At 70.5% G+C, this 14,102-nt stretch carries 8 protein-coding genes and 2 pseudogenes; 4 read left to right on the top strand and 6 right to left on the bottom strand.

Annotation, left to right across the window (positions count from 1 at the left end; genetic code table 11):
- Window positions 1-89 precede the first annotated feature (89 nt).
- A pseudogene (locus PUR53_RS18760) lies at window positions 90-233 on the bottom strand (sigma factor-like helix-turn-helix DNA-binding protein); the annotation flags it as partial.
- A 122-nt stretch (window positions 234-355) separates the two neighbouring features.
- Between PUR53_RS18760 and PUR53_RS18755 the strand changes: the two are divergent.
- Both PUR53_RS18755 and PUR53_RS48210 read left to right on the top strand, forming a co-directional pair.
- Window positions 356-1,348 (top strand): annotated as a pseudogene (locus PUR53_RS18755) (TerC family protein); the annotation flags it as partial.
- 1,499 nt (window positions 1,349-2,847) lie between these two features.
- The gene (locus PUR53_RS48210) at window positions 2,848-3,366 is read left to right on the top strand and encodes a hypothetical protein (protein ID WP_443080324.1); all 519 of its coding nucleotides are present in this window, start codon (window positions 2,848-2,850) and stop codon (window positions 3,364-3,366) included.
- Between the two features lie 103 nt (window positions 3,367-3,469).
- Here PUR53_RS48210 and PUR53_RS18750 read toward each other — a convergent pair whose 3' ends face one another.
- Window positions 3,470-4,339 carry a helix-turn-helix domain-containing protein gene (locus PUR53_RS18750; RefSeq protein ID WP_329908991.1) on the bottom strand — a complete coding sequence of 290 codons (870 nt, stop codon included), beginning with the start codon at window positions 4,337-4,339 and terminating at the stop codon, window positions 3,470-3,472.
- Between the two features lie 415 nt (window positions 4,340-4,754).
- Here PUR53_RS18750 and PUR53_RS18745 point away from each other — a divergent pair, with 415 nt between their 5' ends.
- Both PUR53_RS18745 and PUR53_RS18740 read left to right on the top strand, forming a co-directional pair.
- On the top strand, window positions 4,755-6,536 hold the full coding sequence (locus PUR53_RS18745) for an RNA-guided endonuclease TnpB family protein (protein ID WP_329908992.1): 1,782 nt from the start codon (window positions 4,755-4,757) through the stop codon (window positions 6,534-6,536).
- Window positions 6,537-7,662: 1,126 nt separating this feature from the next.
- Complete coding sequence (locus PUR53_RS18740) at window positions 7,663-7,866, top strand: hypothetical protein (RefSeq protein WP_329908990.1); 204 nt, start codon at window positions 7,663-7,665, stop codon at window positions 7,864-7,866.
- A gap of 358 nt (window positions 7,867-8,224) precedes the next feature.
- Here the strand turns inward: PUR53_RS18740 and PUR53_RS18735 are convergent, their stop codons facing one another.
- The 4 genes from PUR53_RS18735 to PUR53_RS18720 are packed head-to-tail and all read right to left on the bottom strand — an operon-like array spanning window position 8,225 to window position 14,074.
- A complete protein-coding gene (locus tag PUR53_RS18735; RefSeq protein ID WP_329908989.1) occupies window positions 8,225-9,004 on the bottom strand; it encodes a TniQ family protein in 780 nt (259 codons plus the stop codon).
- Window positions 9,001-10,041 carry a TniB family NTP-binding protein gene (locus tag PUR53_RS18730; protein ID WP_443080325.1) on the bottom strand — a complete coding sequence of 347 codons (1,041 nt, stop codon included), beginning with the start codon at window positions 10,039-10,041 and terminating at the stop codon, window positions 9,001-9,003. Before PUR53_RS18730 ends, PUR53_RS18735 begins: the two co-directional genes overlap by 4 nt.
- Window positions 10,035-12,137: a transposase gene (locus tag PUR53_RS18725; protein WP_329908987.1), complete on the bottom strand. Its 2,103-nt coding sequence runs from the start codon at window positions 12,135-12,137 to the stop codon at window positions 10,035-10,037. The genes PUR53_RS18730 and PUR53_RS18725 overlap by 7 nt, the downstream gene beginning before the upstream one ends.
- On the bottom strand, window positions 12,131-14,074 hold the full coding sequence (locus tag PUR53_RS18720) for a transposase (RefSeq protein ID WP_329908986.1): 1,944 nt from the start codon (window positions 14,072-14,074) through the stop codon (window positions 12,131-12,133). The genes PUR53_RS18725 and PUR53_RS18720 overlap by 7 nt, the downstream gene beginning before the upstream one ends.
- Window positions 14,075-14,102 lie beyond the last annotated feature (28 nt).

The following is a 14,102-nucleotide window of genomic DNA, read 5'->3' as shown; positions in this document are numbered from 1 at the left end:
GGCCGACGCGATCGGGCCCAGCCCTGCGCGGCACCAGTTCAGTCGCCGCGTGGGTGTTTCGCGGATCGGCGGGTTTGCGGCGACGGTCTTCAGCCGGTGGTGAGCATGCCTTCGCGTAGGCGTTTCAGGGTGCGGGAGAGCGGGCGGGAGACGTGCATCTGGGAGCAGCCGAGGCGTTCGCCGATCTGGGCTTGCGTGAGTTCGTCGACGAAGCGCCAGTGGAGGGCACGTCGAGACATCAGCGTCTCCGCGCCGTCCGGCCTCACCCGTTCGGCGTGCTCCCGGGGTCGCAATGCCGGACACTCCTGTATAGGGGTCGGCGTATTTCGCGCGGGCCATGGTGAGGGTGTTCGGCGTGCTTGAGGTCCCGCTCTGGCTGTGGGGGGCGTTCGCCGCGACGGTGGTCGTGTCGCTGGCGGTGGACCTGCTGTCCCATCGCACCGCGCACGTCATCCGCTTCAAGGAGGCTGCCGCCTGGAGCGGCCTGTGGGTGAGCCTCGCCCTGATCTTCGGCGCGGTCGTCTTCCTCGTCCTTGGCTCCAGTGCCGGTACCGAATACGTGACAGCCTGGCTGCTGGAGAAGAGCCTGTCGGTCGACAACCTCTTCGTCTTCGCCGTGATCTTCGCGTACTTCAAAGTGCCCCGCGCCTACCAGCACCGCGTGCTGTTCTTCGGCGTCATCGGCGCGCTCGTCTTCCGCGGGATCTTTCTCTCCCTCGGTGTGGCCGTGGTCAGCCGCTTCACTGCGGTGCTGTTCGCCTTCGCGGCGGTCCTCTTCTACAGCACCTACAAACTCCTCAAGGACGAGCAGGAGAGCTTCGACCCGGGCAAGAGCTTCGCCGTACGGATGCTCCGCAAGGTCATCCCGGTCCGGGACGAGTACGCCGGGGCGAAGTTCTTCGTCAAGGAAGCCGGCAAACGGATGGCGACCCCGCTGCTCGCAGTGGTCGCCGCGATCGAGGCCGCCGACCTGATCTTCGCCGTCGACAGCGTCCCGGCCGTCCTCGCGGTCAGCGACGACGCCTTCATCGTCTACACCAGCAACGCGTTCGCCATCCTCGGCCTGCGGGCCCTCTACTTCATGCTCGCCGGCCTCCTGGACCGCTTCCATTACCTGAACAAGGGCCTCGCGATCATTCTTGCCTTCATCGGCGTCAAGCTCATTCTCCAGGCATCCCACAAGATGATCAGCCCCGGCATCCCGGAAATCCCCTCACCGGTCAGCCTGGCAGTCATCGTCGTCGTCCTGGCGGGGTCCGTGGTGCTCAGCATCACCAGGCCCGCCCCGACAGACGCCCAGGAACAGACCGATGAACAGAAAGACGCCTCCGGGACCACCGAGCAGCCCAGCTCCCCACCTGTGGCCGATGCCCCAGAGCCCGCTACCGGTTCACCAGGCCGGGACACTGCACCCCGCCCGCACTCGGGCCGACGAGGAGCCAGGGCACTACCGGACCCGTCAGTACGGGCATATCGTAAAAAGATGGTCAAAGTGCAGCGTAAGCCTAAAACGTACGTGTGTCCGGCCTGCAAGAAGCCGGTGCCGGCCGCAGCCCACCGCCACAAGAGCCTCGGCGTATTCGTTCCCGTCTGGGGCCCGGGTGCATGTCAAAACCGCGACTGTCCCGACTTCCGGTTGGACCCCAGCCGCAAGCACTCCCCGTCCCGGTAGCCGAACCGACAGCGTGGCGGTGGACTGCCCGCCTGGACCGCCGTGGGTTGCCCGTCAGATCAGGCGGAACCTCAAATCCCGCCCCGGTCGCCACAGGGCAGGCGCTCGTTCACCCCGGCACCCGCGACACCCGCACGCAGCGGCCTATCGATGGCCACGCTGTGAGACAACCGCCACCGTGGTGCGCACCGCGATGTCCGCCACTGCATCCGGCGGCGCACAGGGTGCACTGATACCCGGCACTCGCGCGCGCCCGGTGCGCCGCACCCGATGTCCCCCACCGCACCGGTGCGCCCACCGCCCCGTTGACCCGGTGCGGCTGGTGGCGTCCGCACCCCTTGACCAGGTCGGCCACCGAAGCCGTTTCCCCTAGGCGCAGCCCGTTTCGGCTGGCGATCAGGTCGTGGTCAAGGGGGTGTGTGATAGGGAGCCGCCGCATGACGCGCGCCTGATGTGGGGCGACCCGTAGACGTCCCCGGCCATCACCGCGCTTGAGGAAGCCCTGTGGGCGGGACGCGGGACCCGCGTCCACGTCATCTTCGACGGGCGGCCCCACCACACCACGTCCTGAAACCGCAGGCCCGCGTGCAGTTCGCCACGGCGATTCTGTCGCGAGTCACGGCTGACACCTGGCGGGCCTGGCCCCGGCCGCCGGCCCCGTCCCGAAGCAGAGCGGCGTGGAGTGCGGCCGCGAGTTCGCGGGCTCGCTGTTCGCTCGGCACGTCGCGCAGCATGAAGTAGATCGGTCCTGTGTAGGCATCCGCACCGACCTCGCGGGTGACCGTGCGGACGATCGCAGCCCTGAAGGCGTCGTTCACTGTGCCGTCGACGGAGTGTCCGGGGCCGGCGGGTGAGGGTGTCCGCCTTCACGGTCCACCGCGGACCTTCGGATTCGATGGCGACGAACACGGCGCGGTGCGCCATGGCCTGCCGGTATGCCTTGTGGAAAGCTCCGTGCCACTGGCATCGGGGATGAGGTCGGCGGCGCAGGGAACCGGTAGCGGCTGCATGAGGAGATTGTGCAAGAAGCCGCGAACATCCAGATTCGTCGACACCCGCAGGGCCGCTCGGTGAGCATGAGTGCCGGTTCTCGAACGCAGGGGTGGAAGCTGTCAGGATCTCGCTCTGGTGTCTGGCCGCGCGCACCGGAAGAGTGAGGGCCGCCCCTTTCCCGGATGCGCCGGTCCGTCCGGGGCAGTCGGGATACGTACCTCAAGGACCGAGCCGCCGGAAACCGTGATGGTGCATCCCTCCAAGGACGACTCCGGGCCCGTCGTTGTAGAGCCACATGTACGCGGGGACATCGTCGCCCCGCGCCCACGGCCTGCCCCGAGGTTCCGCCACATGCGCGTACCGGATCACGACGTCGCCGACGCGGGCGTTCTGGCCCGGAACATCCCACTCCGGCAAGGAGAAAACGTCATCTCACCCTTGATGCCGTCACCGGTCACCACGTGGAGAGGGCGGTCGCGGTGCGCCAGGCGCAGGAGGTCGGGCTGGTCGACCCGGTCTGGGATCCCGACGATCTCCTGCAGCTGATCCTGGTCATCGCCACCTACTGGGCCAGCGCCTCCGGCAGCAGCGCCGAGTCCCCGTCCCGCGCTACCGGACCGTGGCAGAGGAGGTCGTCCGACGCCTCATCGAGCCAAGACGGTGATGTACGTGGTGGATGGATCAGTTCTCATCGACATTGATCATGCCAAAGCGCGCCAGGTGACTTCCGAACTCACCTCGAAGCGACATCCACGGGAAGTGACATAGTCAACAGGCAGTCAGTTCAGGCTCTGGACTTAAGCCTCAGGGAATGCTTGCCGGGTCGACGTACGTTTTGGTGACGCTGGTGATGAAGTCGTGGCTGCTGTCAGGGTCGAGAGCCTGGGCCTGGAGGTGGTCGTACATCACGCTGTAGTGCTGCACGTCGGATGGTTTCTCCAGGTAGAGATCGCTGGTGAAGCGTTCCAGGTGCACCACTGCCTCGGGGCTGTCGGCGAACCGCAGGATGGAGAACCGTCCTGCGAAGCCGGGGTGGGCACCTACCGTGTAGGGGAGGACCTGCACGGTGATGTGGGGCTCGGTGCCCAGTGCGTTCAGGTGCTCCAGTTGCTCGCGCATGATGTGCGGGCCGCCTACGACACGGCGCAGTGCCGATTCGTCGACGATGACCCACAGGCGCAGCGGGCCGTTGGGGTCGTAGATCCGGTGCTGACGGCGTAGCCGCACCTTGAGGCGTGTGGCGGCCTGTTGGGCGGTGAGCGCAGGGATCGTTTCCCCGATGACGGCGTGGGCGTAGGCGGGGGTCTGCAGCAGGTCGGGGATCACCATCGGCTCGTAGGCGTGGACGGTGGCGGCGTCCGCTTCCAGGCCGACGTAGACGCTCTGGGGAATGTCGCCGTAGACGTTCCACCAGCCCTGCTGTCCGGATTCCTTGGCCATCCGCATGAGCGCGTCGATGACCTGCTGGTCCGTTACTCCGTAGATCGCGCACAGATCGCGGACGTCGCGGGGGTGGATGGCGCGGCGGCCGTTCTCCAGGTGACTGATCTTGGGCTGGGAGACCATGAGCCGCTCGGCTGCTTCCGCGCTCTTCAGCCCGCTGGCCTGACGCAGCCGGCGCAGCTCGGCCCCCAGCCGGCGCCTTCTGACGGTGGGATTGCTGTTCGCCGCCACGACGGTCTACCTCCGGCTCCAAGTCACTGCTCTCGACCGCAGGTTGCCACGGAGCAGGGATTGTTGATCATGCGCCATGCCGTCGTGTTCGTCGGGCAGCCATAGCGGACTGTGACTTCGTCATGTGCCTCGCCGCAGGAACCACCAGGCGCCCTGCCGGGAGGGATCAAGGAAACGGGCACGAGTGCCTGATTCACATGGCTGCGAAGGCTCTTGCATCCCTTGGGCTGGAGGCAATTGCCAGTGTAAGAGTCCTTTTCGCTGCCCGACGAACATGACGGTATGGCGCGTGACCAGCAGCCTTCACCCCGTGGCAACCTGCGGTCGAGAGCAGTGACTTGGAGCCGGAGGTAGACCGCGGGTGGCGGCGAAGTCCAATTCCGCAGGGCCCTGGCACGGCCCCTCGGCCGTGACGATGCCGAAAACGGAGGTGTTGCGGGCGTTCCGGTTCGCGCTGGACCCCTCCGATGCCGAGCGCACCGCCCTGTCCCGCTATGCCGGCGCTTGCCGGTGGGCCTACAACTACGCCCTGGCCAAGAAGACCCAGGCCCATCAGGCATGGGCCGACCGCAGGAGTGCCTACCTCGAGGCGGGGCTGAGTGAAGCCGAGGCGAAGGAGCGGATCAAGGCCGACGGTGCTGAGCTCACCGACCGCATCAAGGTGTGGGACCACCACCGCAAGAGCCTCACGCTCACCGTCGCCGGCAAGCCGCCGCTGCCCGCGATGCAGTCCCCGGCGGGGCAGGAGGCCCTTGTCCGCCAGCTGGCCGCCGCCCGCGCTGACGCCGTCGGCACCAGCGGTGAACGCGGGCTCCTGGCCGAGGGCCGTGCCACGGTGAACGCGCTCAAGGCGAAGGCGTTCAGTGCCGGTTTCCGCACGCCGACCGCCATCGACACCAGCGCCCTGTGGCGGATGGAGCGCGATCTGCCGAAGGAGGAGGGCGGCAGCCCCTGGTGGGCCGAGGTCAACGTCTACTGCTTCACCTCCGGCTTCGACCGCGCCCAGGTCGCCTGGAAGTACTGGCAGGACTCGCTCGCCGGCCGCCGCGCCGGCCAGCGTCAGGGATACCCCCGCTTCAAGAAGAAGGGTCACGCTGAATCGTTCGCTCTCTTCCACGACGTGAAGAGGCCGATCATCCGTCTGGAGGGCTACCGGCGCCTGGTGATGCCAGGCCTGGGCAGCATCCGCATCCACGACTCCGGCAAGCGCCTCGCGCGGCTCGTGGAGGGCGGGCAGGCCGTCATCCAGTCCGTGACCGTCACCCGCGGCGGCCACCGCTGGTACGCCTCCGTGCTCGCAAAGGTGCAGCAGCATGTTCCCGTGCTGTGGGAACACGTCCACGACGACGGCACCCGTGTCCGCTATCTGTCCCGCCCCCAGGCGCAGAAGGCCGCCGAAAGCGGTGGGCGCATCGAGCAGTACGGGCACCCCACCGCCCGCCAGCGCGCGGGCGGGCTCATCGGCGTCGACCTCGGCTCCCGCTACCTGGCCGCCCTGTCCAGCCCCCTCGATCCGGCCGACCCCGCCTCGGCCCTCGTGCAGCACCCCCGGCTGCTCTCCGGCAGCCTGGCCAAGCTGGCGAAGGCCCAGCGTGCGCTGTCCCGTACTCAACCCGGGTCGCGGCGTCGGGCCAAGGCCGTCACCCGGGTCGCCCGCGTCCACCACCAGATCACCGTCCGACGGGCATCGTTCCTGCACGGCCTGTCCAAGAAGATCGCCACCCGGTTCACGCATGTGGCGATCGAAGACCTCAACCTCGCTGCTCTGGCTGCCTCGGCCCGGGGCACCTGTGACAAGCCGGGCAAGAACGTCAAGGTCAAGGCCCGCTTCAACCGGTATCTCCTGGACGCCGGCCTGGGCAGTCTGCGCAACCAGCTTGCGTACAAAACCGCCTGGTACGGCTCGCAGCTCGTCGTCCTCGACAAAGCCGAGCCCGTCGCCAGCACCTGCGCGAAGTGCACGGAGCGAAACCCAAGCTCCGCCCCTTCACGCAGCACGTTCCACTGCCTCTCGTGCGGCGCGGTCGTACACCGTCACGAGAACAGCACCGCGAACATCGTGCGCGCGGCGCGCAGGCAGCTCACGACGGTCGCCTCCGATAGGGGGGAGACCTTAAACGCTCGCCGAGCCGCTGTAGGTCCTGGTGCCCGTAAGGGTGCTGGGCAGGGGGCGTTGAAACGAGAAGACACCGGTTGACGCCGGTGCCACCCCCGGGGAGCGATTCCCGGGCGTCCCGCACTCCTGGGACGATCCGTGTTCTGGCAGTCGGCTCCTGCGCCCCGTGCCCGGCATCCGCGTAACGCACACCGTTTCGGCTGTACGGCCAGTGCTCACACGAGCGTCAAGCAGCCTGTCCGAGGCGGGCGGCAGTCAGGTCCTGCTCGCGCAGCGGGGCGAAGTCGGCATCGAGCTTCGTCGTATGCCTCGGGCTGGATGCCGAGTTCGTGCGTGCTGTACACGCCGACATCACCACCAACCACACTGAGTCGAAAGGGTGACGGGGCCGGCCCTCCACGTCTACAAGATCATTCCACGGCTCCTTTTGGGGGCTTGCCTCGGCTATACCCCTGGTTCAAAGGCCGCTCGCGTGAGTCCCGCGATCGTGGCCGGCACGGGGACCAGCAGGCTTACCGCTGCCATCGCCCTGGCGCTGGCCCTCGTGGAGTAGGTTCACCGTGCTGGTGGCGGCCGGTGAGATCGACTGCGTTCACCGCTCGGCGACGACCTCAGCCGCCTACCCGTTCTCGCAGTTCTGTCAGCAGCACCCGGCCGTCGGCGATCTGAATGCGAGGAAACTCCCAGCTCACCATGCCGCCCTCAGTGAACTCGACGCCGACCCGCAACACTCTGGCCACCCCGCCGACGACGTTCGGGCTCGCTGACCGCGGCGATCCGCTTCAGCGGCGCACCGACCAACAGCTCCTTGGGGCCAGCGACGAAGAATCCGCCCATGCCGAACAGCAGCAACCGGTGTGTGGACAACGCCACGACGAACCGCTGCGGCAGCCCCAGCGGCACCGGCGATACGCCCGAGCCGACCGCCGCCCCAAGATGGCGCCTCCGCCCGCGGCCATCGTCGCCCCCGCACCGCCGGTGCGGAACGCCCAAGCCGCGTGCCGCACCTGCTCCTCGGACGGCTCGCCGTCACCCAGCCGCGCCTGCGCCTTCTTCCGCATGGTGTCGGACATGCCGGCAAGCTGCCCCGTGAGCCCGCGGCGACGTCCCCCCTCGCCCGCCTCTTGGCGTTGAACAGAGCGAGGACGCCAGAGACGACGTCGTGGGCGGCGCTGCTGGCGCAGGCCCGACACGAAGGTCAGGACGCGTGATCTTGCTGCCACCGCACCGCACGAAGGGGCCCGGCGTGCTCGGCGCCACCCCCGAGCAGCCCATCGGGCCGTTCGGCCACTGGCCCGAGCCCGGCGTGTTCGCGATCGCCGTCGGCATCGGGGGCGCCATCGGAGGGATCGCCGTCGCGGTGGGTCTTCCGGCGTACAGCTGTGGCGTACCTGTCGCGCAGGCTAATTGATCTTGGTTGTGACCTGCTGTTGCTCAGCTGTACTGAGTGGTACGTCTGTATCTCAGGGGAGGCTTACGCCGGACCGAGGCGTTGGCGATGGGCGATGCGTGGGTTGAGCTGGCCGTTTTGCTCTGCGCAGTGAGTTGAGCGTCGTGCCGGCTTTTGCGCAGTGTGGCCGGCGCGCCTGTAGGCAGGGGGAGTTGGCGGCTGTTCCGGGTTGGTGGGAGGGGTTGTTCAGCGGGCGTACAGGCGGTGCCAGGGCAGGTCGTGGTCGGCGGGTGCGAGGCGGGGCAGCCGGAGGCGGCTGGCCAGGTGGTGGAGGAAGGCGGTCTGCTGCGCGCGTGTCAGGGGGTGCGGGGGCAGGCGGTCAAGGGCCGTGGCGAGGGTGAGCGTCTCGGGGTAGGTGATCAGGCTTCGGCAGGTCAGAGTGGGGGAGGCCGGGCCTGGGGGGGATGTGGGGGTTGGCGTCGGTGAGGCGGTCAAGGCGTGTGAGCCACCGCTGGTGCAGGTGCTGTTGGTGGTCGTACCAGCGTGTCGTGATCGTCGAGGCCCAGCTCAGGGATGCTGTCGTCGCGCGGCGGGCTGTGGGGCGGGGCCTGGTGAGTTCGGGGACGGGACGGATGTCGAGCGGGGCGGGGTGCCGGGAGTCGCTGGAGGCCTGCTGGTGGCGGGTGCAGATCATGATCCGGGGCGAGTTGGACGCTGGGTGGATCCACGCTGGGGCGGCTTGGTGCGGGCTGCGGCGGATGGTGCAGGCGGTGCACGCCGGCAGCGGCTGCATGGCGGGCGGGAGGGGCTGCCAGCGGGCGATGGCTGCGTGGGCCGTGCCGATGGAGGCGGGTGGGGGCTGACGGGCCAGCGCGCGGGTGAGGTGTGCGGGCGGGATGCGGGTGAAGGCGGACAGCCGGTGAGCGGCTTCGGCGCTGAGGTGGATGTCGGTGGCGGGCGGGGACGCGAGGGTGCCGGTGGTGGTGATGTTCAGGCCGTCGAGGAGCTGGGCGGCGGTCAGTTGGTAGGTGCCTGCGAAGCGGGTGAGGTAGGAGGCTGCTGACTCGCGGGGCAGGGGCCTGGTCCGCAGGGCGCCGGGCTGGGACGGCCACATCGTGCGTGCCCGCACCACAGGGCTGCTCCAGGCGTGCGCGGTCACCGGCTGCTGGGTCGGGTGCGGCGGCTCGTCGGGGTGCGGGGCCGGTAGTGCTCCTCGGCGAGGTGGTCCAGCGCGATGGAGTCCAGCAGTGCTTTGGTGATGCGTTCTTGGCCGTCGAGGATGGCTTCGATGGCCGCCTGGCGGATGAGGCGGGAAAGGCTGCCGATGCGCCCAGCGGTCCGTTCGTGCAGGTAGGGGGCGAGCCTGGGCAGGCTGCCGGTGCGGTGGGAGCGGAGGTCGAGGGCCGCTTCCAGCGCGGCGATGAGCTCACGGAACGGTTCCCGCTCGCCGGCTCGGGCGGGCAGTGCCCCGCAGTCGATGAGTGAGGCGCGTCCGGCCAGCTGAGCGCCGCGGACCCCGCTGAAAACCGTGCTGGCAGTGACGTCGATGCCCGCGTACACGAAGGTGGCGCCGACGCGTTCGGTGAGGTCCTTGAGCCAGTCGGCGGCCTCCGCGCCGTTGGAGGTGCGGGGGTTGAGCCGGTGGATCTCGTCGATCAGCACGAGCTTGACGCCGGCCGCGGTGTAGGTGTGGCAGACGGCGGTCGTGATCTGCGCGGTGGTCATGCGGGTGGTGACGGGGATACCGAGGTAGCGGGCGAACTCGCAGGCCAGGGTCTTGGCGGTGGCGCCGGGCGGCACCAGCACATACGCCACGGGCACGCTGGTGTCGCCCGGGGCGGCGCGGCGGGTGTGGGCCAGGTGGCAGGTCCGGCCGACCTCGAGCAGTGCGGTGGTCTTGCCGGTGGTGGCCGGGCCGGTGACGATCAGGGACGGGCGGGCGGTGACGCTCTGGCTGCGGCCGAGGATCATCAGCGTGCGCACGCTGCGTGAGAGGCTCTCGATGGCCGGGGTACGCACGGTGACGAACTGCGAGTGGTAGGCCAGGCGTTCCTGAAGCGAGCGTGCCGGCTGGCCCGGCTGCGGGGGAGCGGGCGGGGCGGCGTGGGCGAACCGGGCGAACGCATCGAAGGTGGTGACCGTCCCGGGGGAGACGTCCTCGGCGGCGGGTGTGGTGTGGGGGCTGGTGCTCACCAGTGCTCGGCCTCCTCAAAGGCGTCATACAGCGCGTAGCGGCCCGCAGGCGCAGAGAGTTCCTCCCCGCCGTCGCGGCGGCCGTCAGGATCGGAAAAGCGGGCTTCGAGGACGTCGAGACTGTCCTCGGCCTGCATGCCGGCATCCGCCGTCTGCGGGCCTGCCGTGCTTGTCGCTGCCGCGCGGCCGGCCGCCGCTGCGGAGGGTGTGCCGGTGCCGGGCAGGGGGCGGGCCCGGCGCAGGACCTGGTCGGCTGCTTCGGCCAGGTCGGCCTCGTGCCGCTCGCGGTCTGCGCGCTGGTGGAGGGTGTCGCGGATGTGGCGCCAGGCGGTCTCGCTCATCGGGGCATGGACGTGGTCGCGGTGGATCCACGGGATCTCGTGCAGGCGTCCGTCGGGCAGGCGGATGTAGACCTGCCTCACGTCGTGCGGGTTGAGGTGGACCTCCCACTTGCCGCCGGGGTGGGTGGGGCAGGGCCGGCCGCGGTGCTCGTTGAGGACGGCGTGGTCGTAGGTGCGGTAGTTGATACGGATGCCGCGGCCGGTGACGGGGTGGAAGCGCACGGGCAGCAGTTCCGTGTAGTCGGCCCCGGTCAGCGGCAGCGGCACATACCCGCAGGTGCCCAGCAGCGCGCTCCACATCTCGTTCGGGGCCAGTGCCTTCTTGGGCAGGACCGGGTGGCGCAGCCCGTCGTGGGGGCGGTGCTGCCAGCATGCGGTGACCCACTCATCCAGCAGCTCCTGCAGCTGAGCCACGGTGAAGTGCGCCTCGTCCTTGACCGCGTGACCGCGCTCGAGGACGTGGGAGCCGGTGTAGCCGGCGACGTGCTGCGCGAACAGCGAGTTGATACTCCCGAACGTCCGCTCGACGGCGCCCTTGGCGGCCGGCGAGCGCGGCGGGGCGGGCTGCACACTGACGCCCAGGGTTTCGCAGGCGGCCAGGAACGCGGCGGAGACGAACACCCGCCCGCGGTCGATGACGATCGTCTCGGGCACCACCACCGGCCGCGCCGCCGCCTGCTCCAGGCGCGCATCGAGGGCGAGCAGCCGGTCGTAGGGGACGGCCGCATGGGCCAGGCGCAGATGTTCGGGCCAGCCGGGACGCGCCGGGTGGGGCACGGCCATCTCCGCCAGCAGCAGGGCCGCGTCCACCGCCTTCGTGCTCTCCTCGCGCAGTACGGCCGCCACCACCGACCGCGTGGCCACGTCCAGGGCGATGGTCAGCTCCGGGCGCACCGGGCGGCCGTCCTCGCCCACGGCCATCACATCCAGGAGGGTGGTGTCGACCTGCACCAGTTCGCCCGGCCGCAGCGCCACCGTCGGCGTGAGGGGCCGCACCGGCGTGGTGGTGGCGGTGCGGGCGGGGCGGCCGGGATGCTCCAGCGGGTCGGCCAGTGCCCGCACCAGCCGGTTGAACGTCGACGGCGCAGGCAGCGCCACCACCCCCGGCCCGTGGGTATCGGCCAGGATCTGCCCGGTCAGCTGCCGCAGCCCCTTCAGGGTGCCCTTGGAGCGGCCGCGCTGGCGGCGTAGCGCCTCCAGCACGGCGGCCACCACCCGCTCATCGGCCCGCCCCGTCGCACGCGACGGCTTGCGCTGCGGGATCAGCCCCATGAGGCCGCCCGCGTGGTAGCGGGCGCGCATGCGGCGCACGGTGGCCCGGCTGACCTGCGGCCAGCCCAGCTGTGCGAGTTCGTCGGCCTTGGCCTGCTCCCGCTCGGCCATCGACTTCCGCTCGGGGTCGTATGCGGGCCGGGGCATCCCGCTGCTTGCCGGGCCGCCGGGCAGCCCGGTCTCGATCTCGCGGATGTGCCGCTGCCAGGCCAGAGCCCGCTCCCGCTCCCGTGCGGGCACCGACTCCATGAGCCCCCAGGGCACCACCCCGGGCGCGGGGGAGTCCACCACCGCGAACGTGGGGTCGGTGAACAGGAACGAGGCCAGCACCGACGCCGTCTGCCCGTCCTCGTCGACCAGGCGCACCGACGCACCGGCCACGGCGGCCACCTGCCAGGCGCGGCCCTCGAACGTCACATACGCCCCCAGCTTCACCTGCCGGTTCCGGGCAGCGGCCACCGGGCGGCCGCCGTGCGCGCTCACCACTGCCCGGCCTCCGCCTGCGCGTCCCACAACCCGAACTCCTGACCGCCACCGGCGGTGCCGTCGGCAGCCGGGCCGCCGCCCGGTTCAGGCATCGCGTCGGCCACCCGGCTCGTCGGCCTGACGGCTTGTGCCCACGCTCCGGTGCCTGGGTCCGGTCCGGAGAATGTCCCGCCGCTCGTGCGGCCGGCGAGGACCTGTGTGATCCGGTGGTGCACGGTGGCGTCGAAGGGCCGCTGCGCATGCGCCTGGTCGGTCCAGGGCAGGGGGTGCAGAAGGCCGTCGGGCAGCCTGATGTAGACCTGCCGCACGTCGTAGGGGTGGTAATGCACTTCCCACCGGCCGTCGTCCGTGGTGGGGCAGGACCGTCCGCGGTGCTCGTTCAGGCACTCCTCGTCATACCGGCGCCGCCCCATGCGCACCCCTGCGTCGGTGACCGCCTTGCGGCACACCGGCAGCAGCTCGGCGAAGTGCTGCCCGCTCAGCGGCAGCGGCACCGCCCCGCTCGCACCGAGCAGCACCCGCCACATCTCATCGGGAGTCAGGGCCGCCCTGGGCAGCAGGGGATGCCGCAAGGCCTCCTGGGGGCGCGTGTGCCACCTCGCTGTGATCCACTCGTCCAGCAGGTCCTGCAGGTGCGGCATGCTGAACCAGCCTCCCGCCGCTCCCGCGTCGTCCTCCCCGGGCTGGGTGACAGGTCGCGCGGCGTCGGCCAGATTGGCCGCGTACCGGGTGAAGGCTCCGGCGAGCACGCCGAGCGTGTGCCCGCAGGCGCCGGGCGCGCTGTTCCCCCGTGTATGGACGGATTCCACACTGACGCCGAGGCCCTCGCACACGGTGAGAAACCACGACGTGACAGCAGGCCCTGCGGTATCAACGACCAGCGTCTCGGGTACGGCTGCCGGCCGTGCCGCCGTCGCCTCGAGGCGGGCCTGAAGCGGCAGCCGCCGCCGCGGCCAGTCCTCGTGCGCCCGGCGCAGCAGCCCCGGCCAGCCCGCGCGCAGCGGCGGCGGCACGGCCATCTCGGCCAGCAGCACCGGCAGTTCGGCTGCGGATTCCTGCGGGTGCAGCACGGCGGCCAGCACGCAGCCGGTGGCCTCATCCAGCGCGGCCGTCACCGACACCGCAACCAGACGCCCGTCCTCGTCCGCCACCGGCGACCCCAGGCGGGCGGTGGCGGCATGAACCCGCTCCGCAGGCCGCAACGCAGGCGGCGGGCCGCCGATTTGCCGTGGGCCGGTGGCGGTGCGCGCCGGGCTGCCCAGCGGTTCGGCCGGATCAGACAGAGCCTTCACCAGCCGGTACATCGACGCCGCCGACGGCAGCTTCACCCGCCCCGGCCCGTACCTCCTGTCCACAATCCGCTCTGCCCGATCGATCACCTGCTTCGCGGTGGTCGCCTTGCGGCCACGCAGGTCCCGCAGAGCCTCCAGCACCGCCGCCACCACCCGCTCGTCGGCGCGGCCGGTTGCCGATCGGGGGCGCACCGTCCGCTGGTCGACCAGCCCCATCAACCCCTGCTTGTGGTAGGCGATACGCCGCCGCTGCACCGTGTTCCGGCTGACCTTCGTCCAGCCCAGCGCGGCCAGCTCGGCGGCCTTGGCATGCTCGCGCTCGGCGAGCGTGAAGCGCTGCGGGTCGTAGGCGGGCCTCGGCTCGCCGCCGCTGCCCGCTCCGCCGGGCAGCCCGGTCTCGATCTCGCGGATGTGCCGCAGCCAGGCCAGCGCCCGCTCACGGGCGGCCAGCGGCAGCGCCTGCCACACCTCGGCCGCAGGAAGCTCATCGGCGCTCCGGCCGACGACGGCGAAGTCGTCGGCGGCCACCAGCAGAGCGGCCAGCACACACCCGGTGGCCCCGTCGTCGGCAGCCAGGTGCACCCGCCCATCGACCAGGCCGGTCACCTGCCAGGTGCGCCCCTGGAACTCGACCCGTGCGCCCACCTCAACACGCCGCCCGCCAGGGACGGCC

The organism is Streptomyces sp. SP18BB07, from assembly GCF_036322545.1.
Lineage (GTDB): Bacteria > Actinomycetota > Actinomycetes > Streptomycetales > Streptomycetaceae > Streptomyces > Streptomyces deccanensis.
Note: the sequence above shows the minus strand (reverse complement) of the source record. Positions and strands in the feature narration are given on the sequence as shown.

What these genes read in the sequence shown, in the direction of transcription:
- PUR53_RS18745 (WP_329908992.1), top strand. Translation starts at nt 4,755, where the DNA reads ATGCCGAAAACGGAGGTGTTGCGGGCGTTCCGGTTCGCGCTGGACCCC.
- PUR53_RS48210 (WP_443080324.1), top strand. Translation starts at nt 2,848, where the DNA reads ATGCGCCGGTCCGTCCGGGGCAGTCGGGATACGTACCTCAAGGACCGA.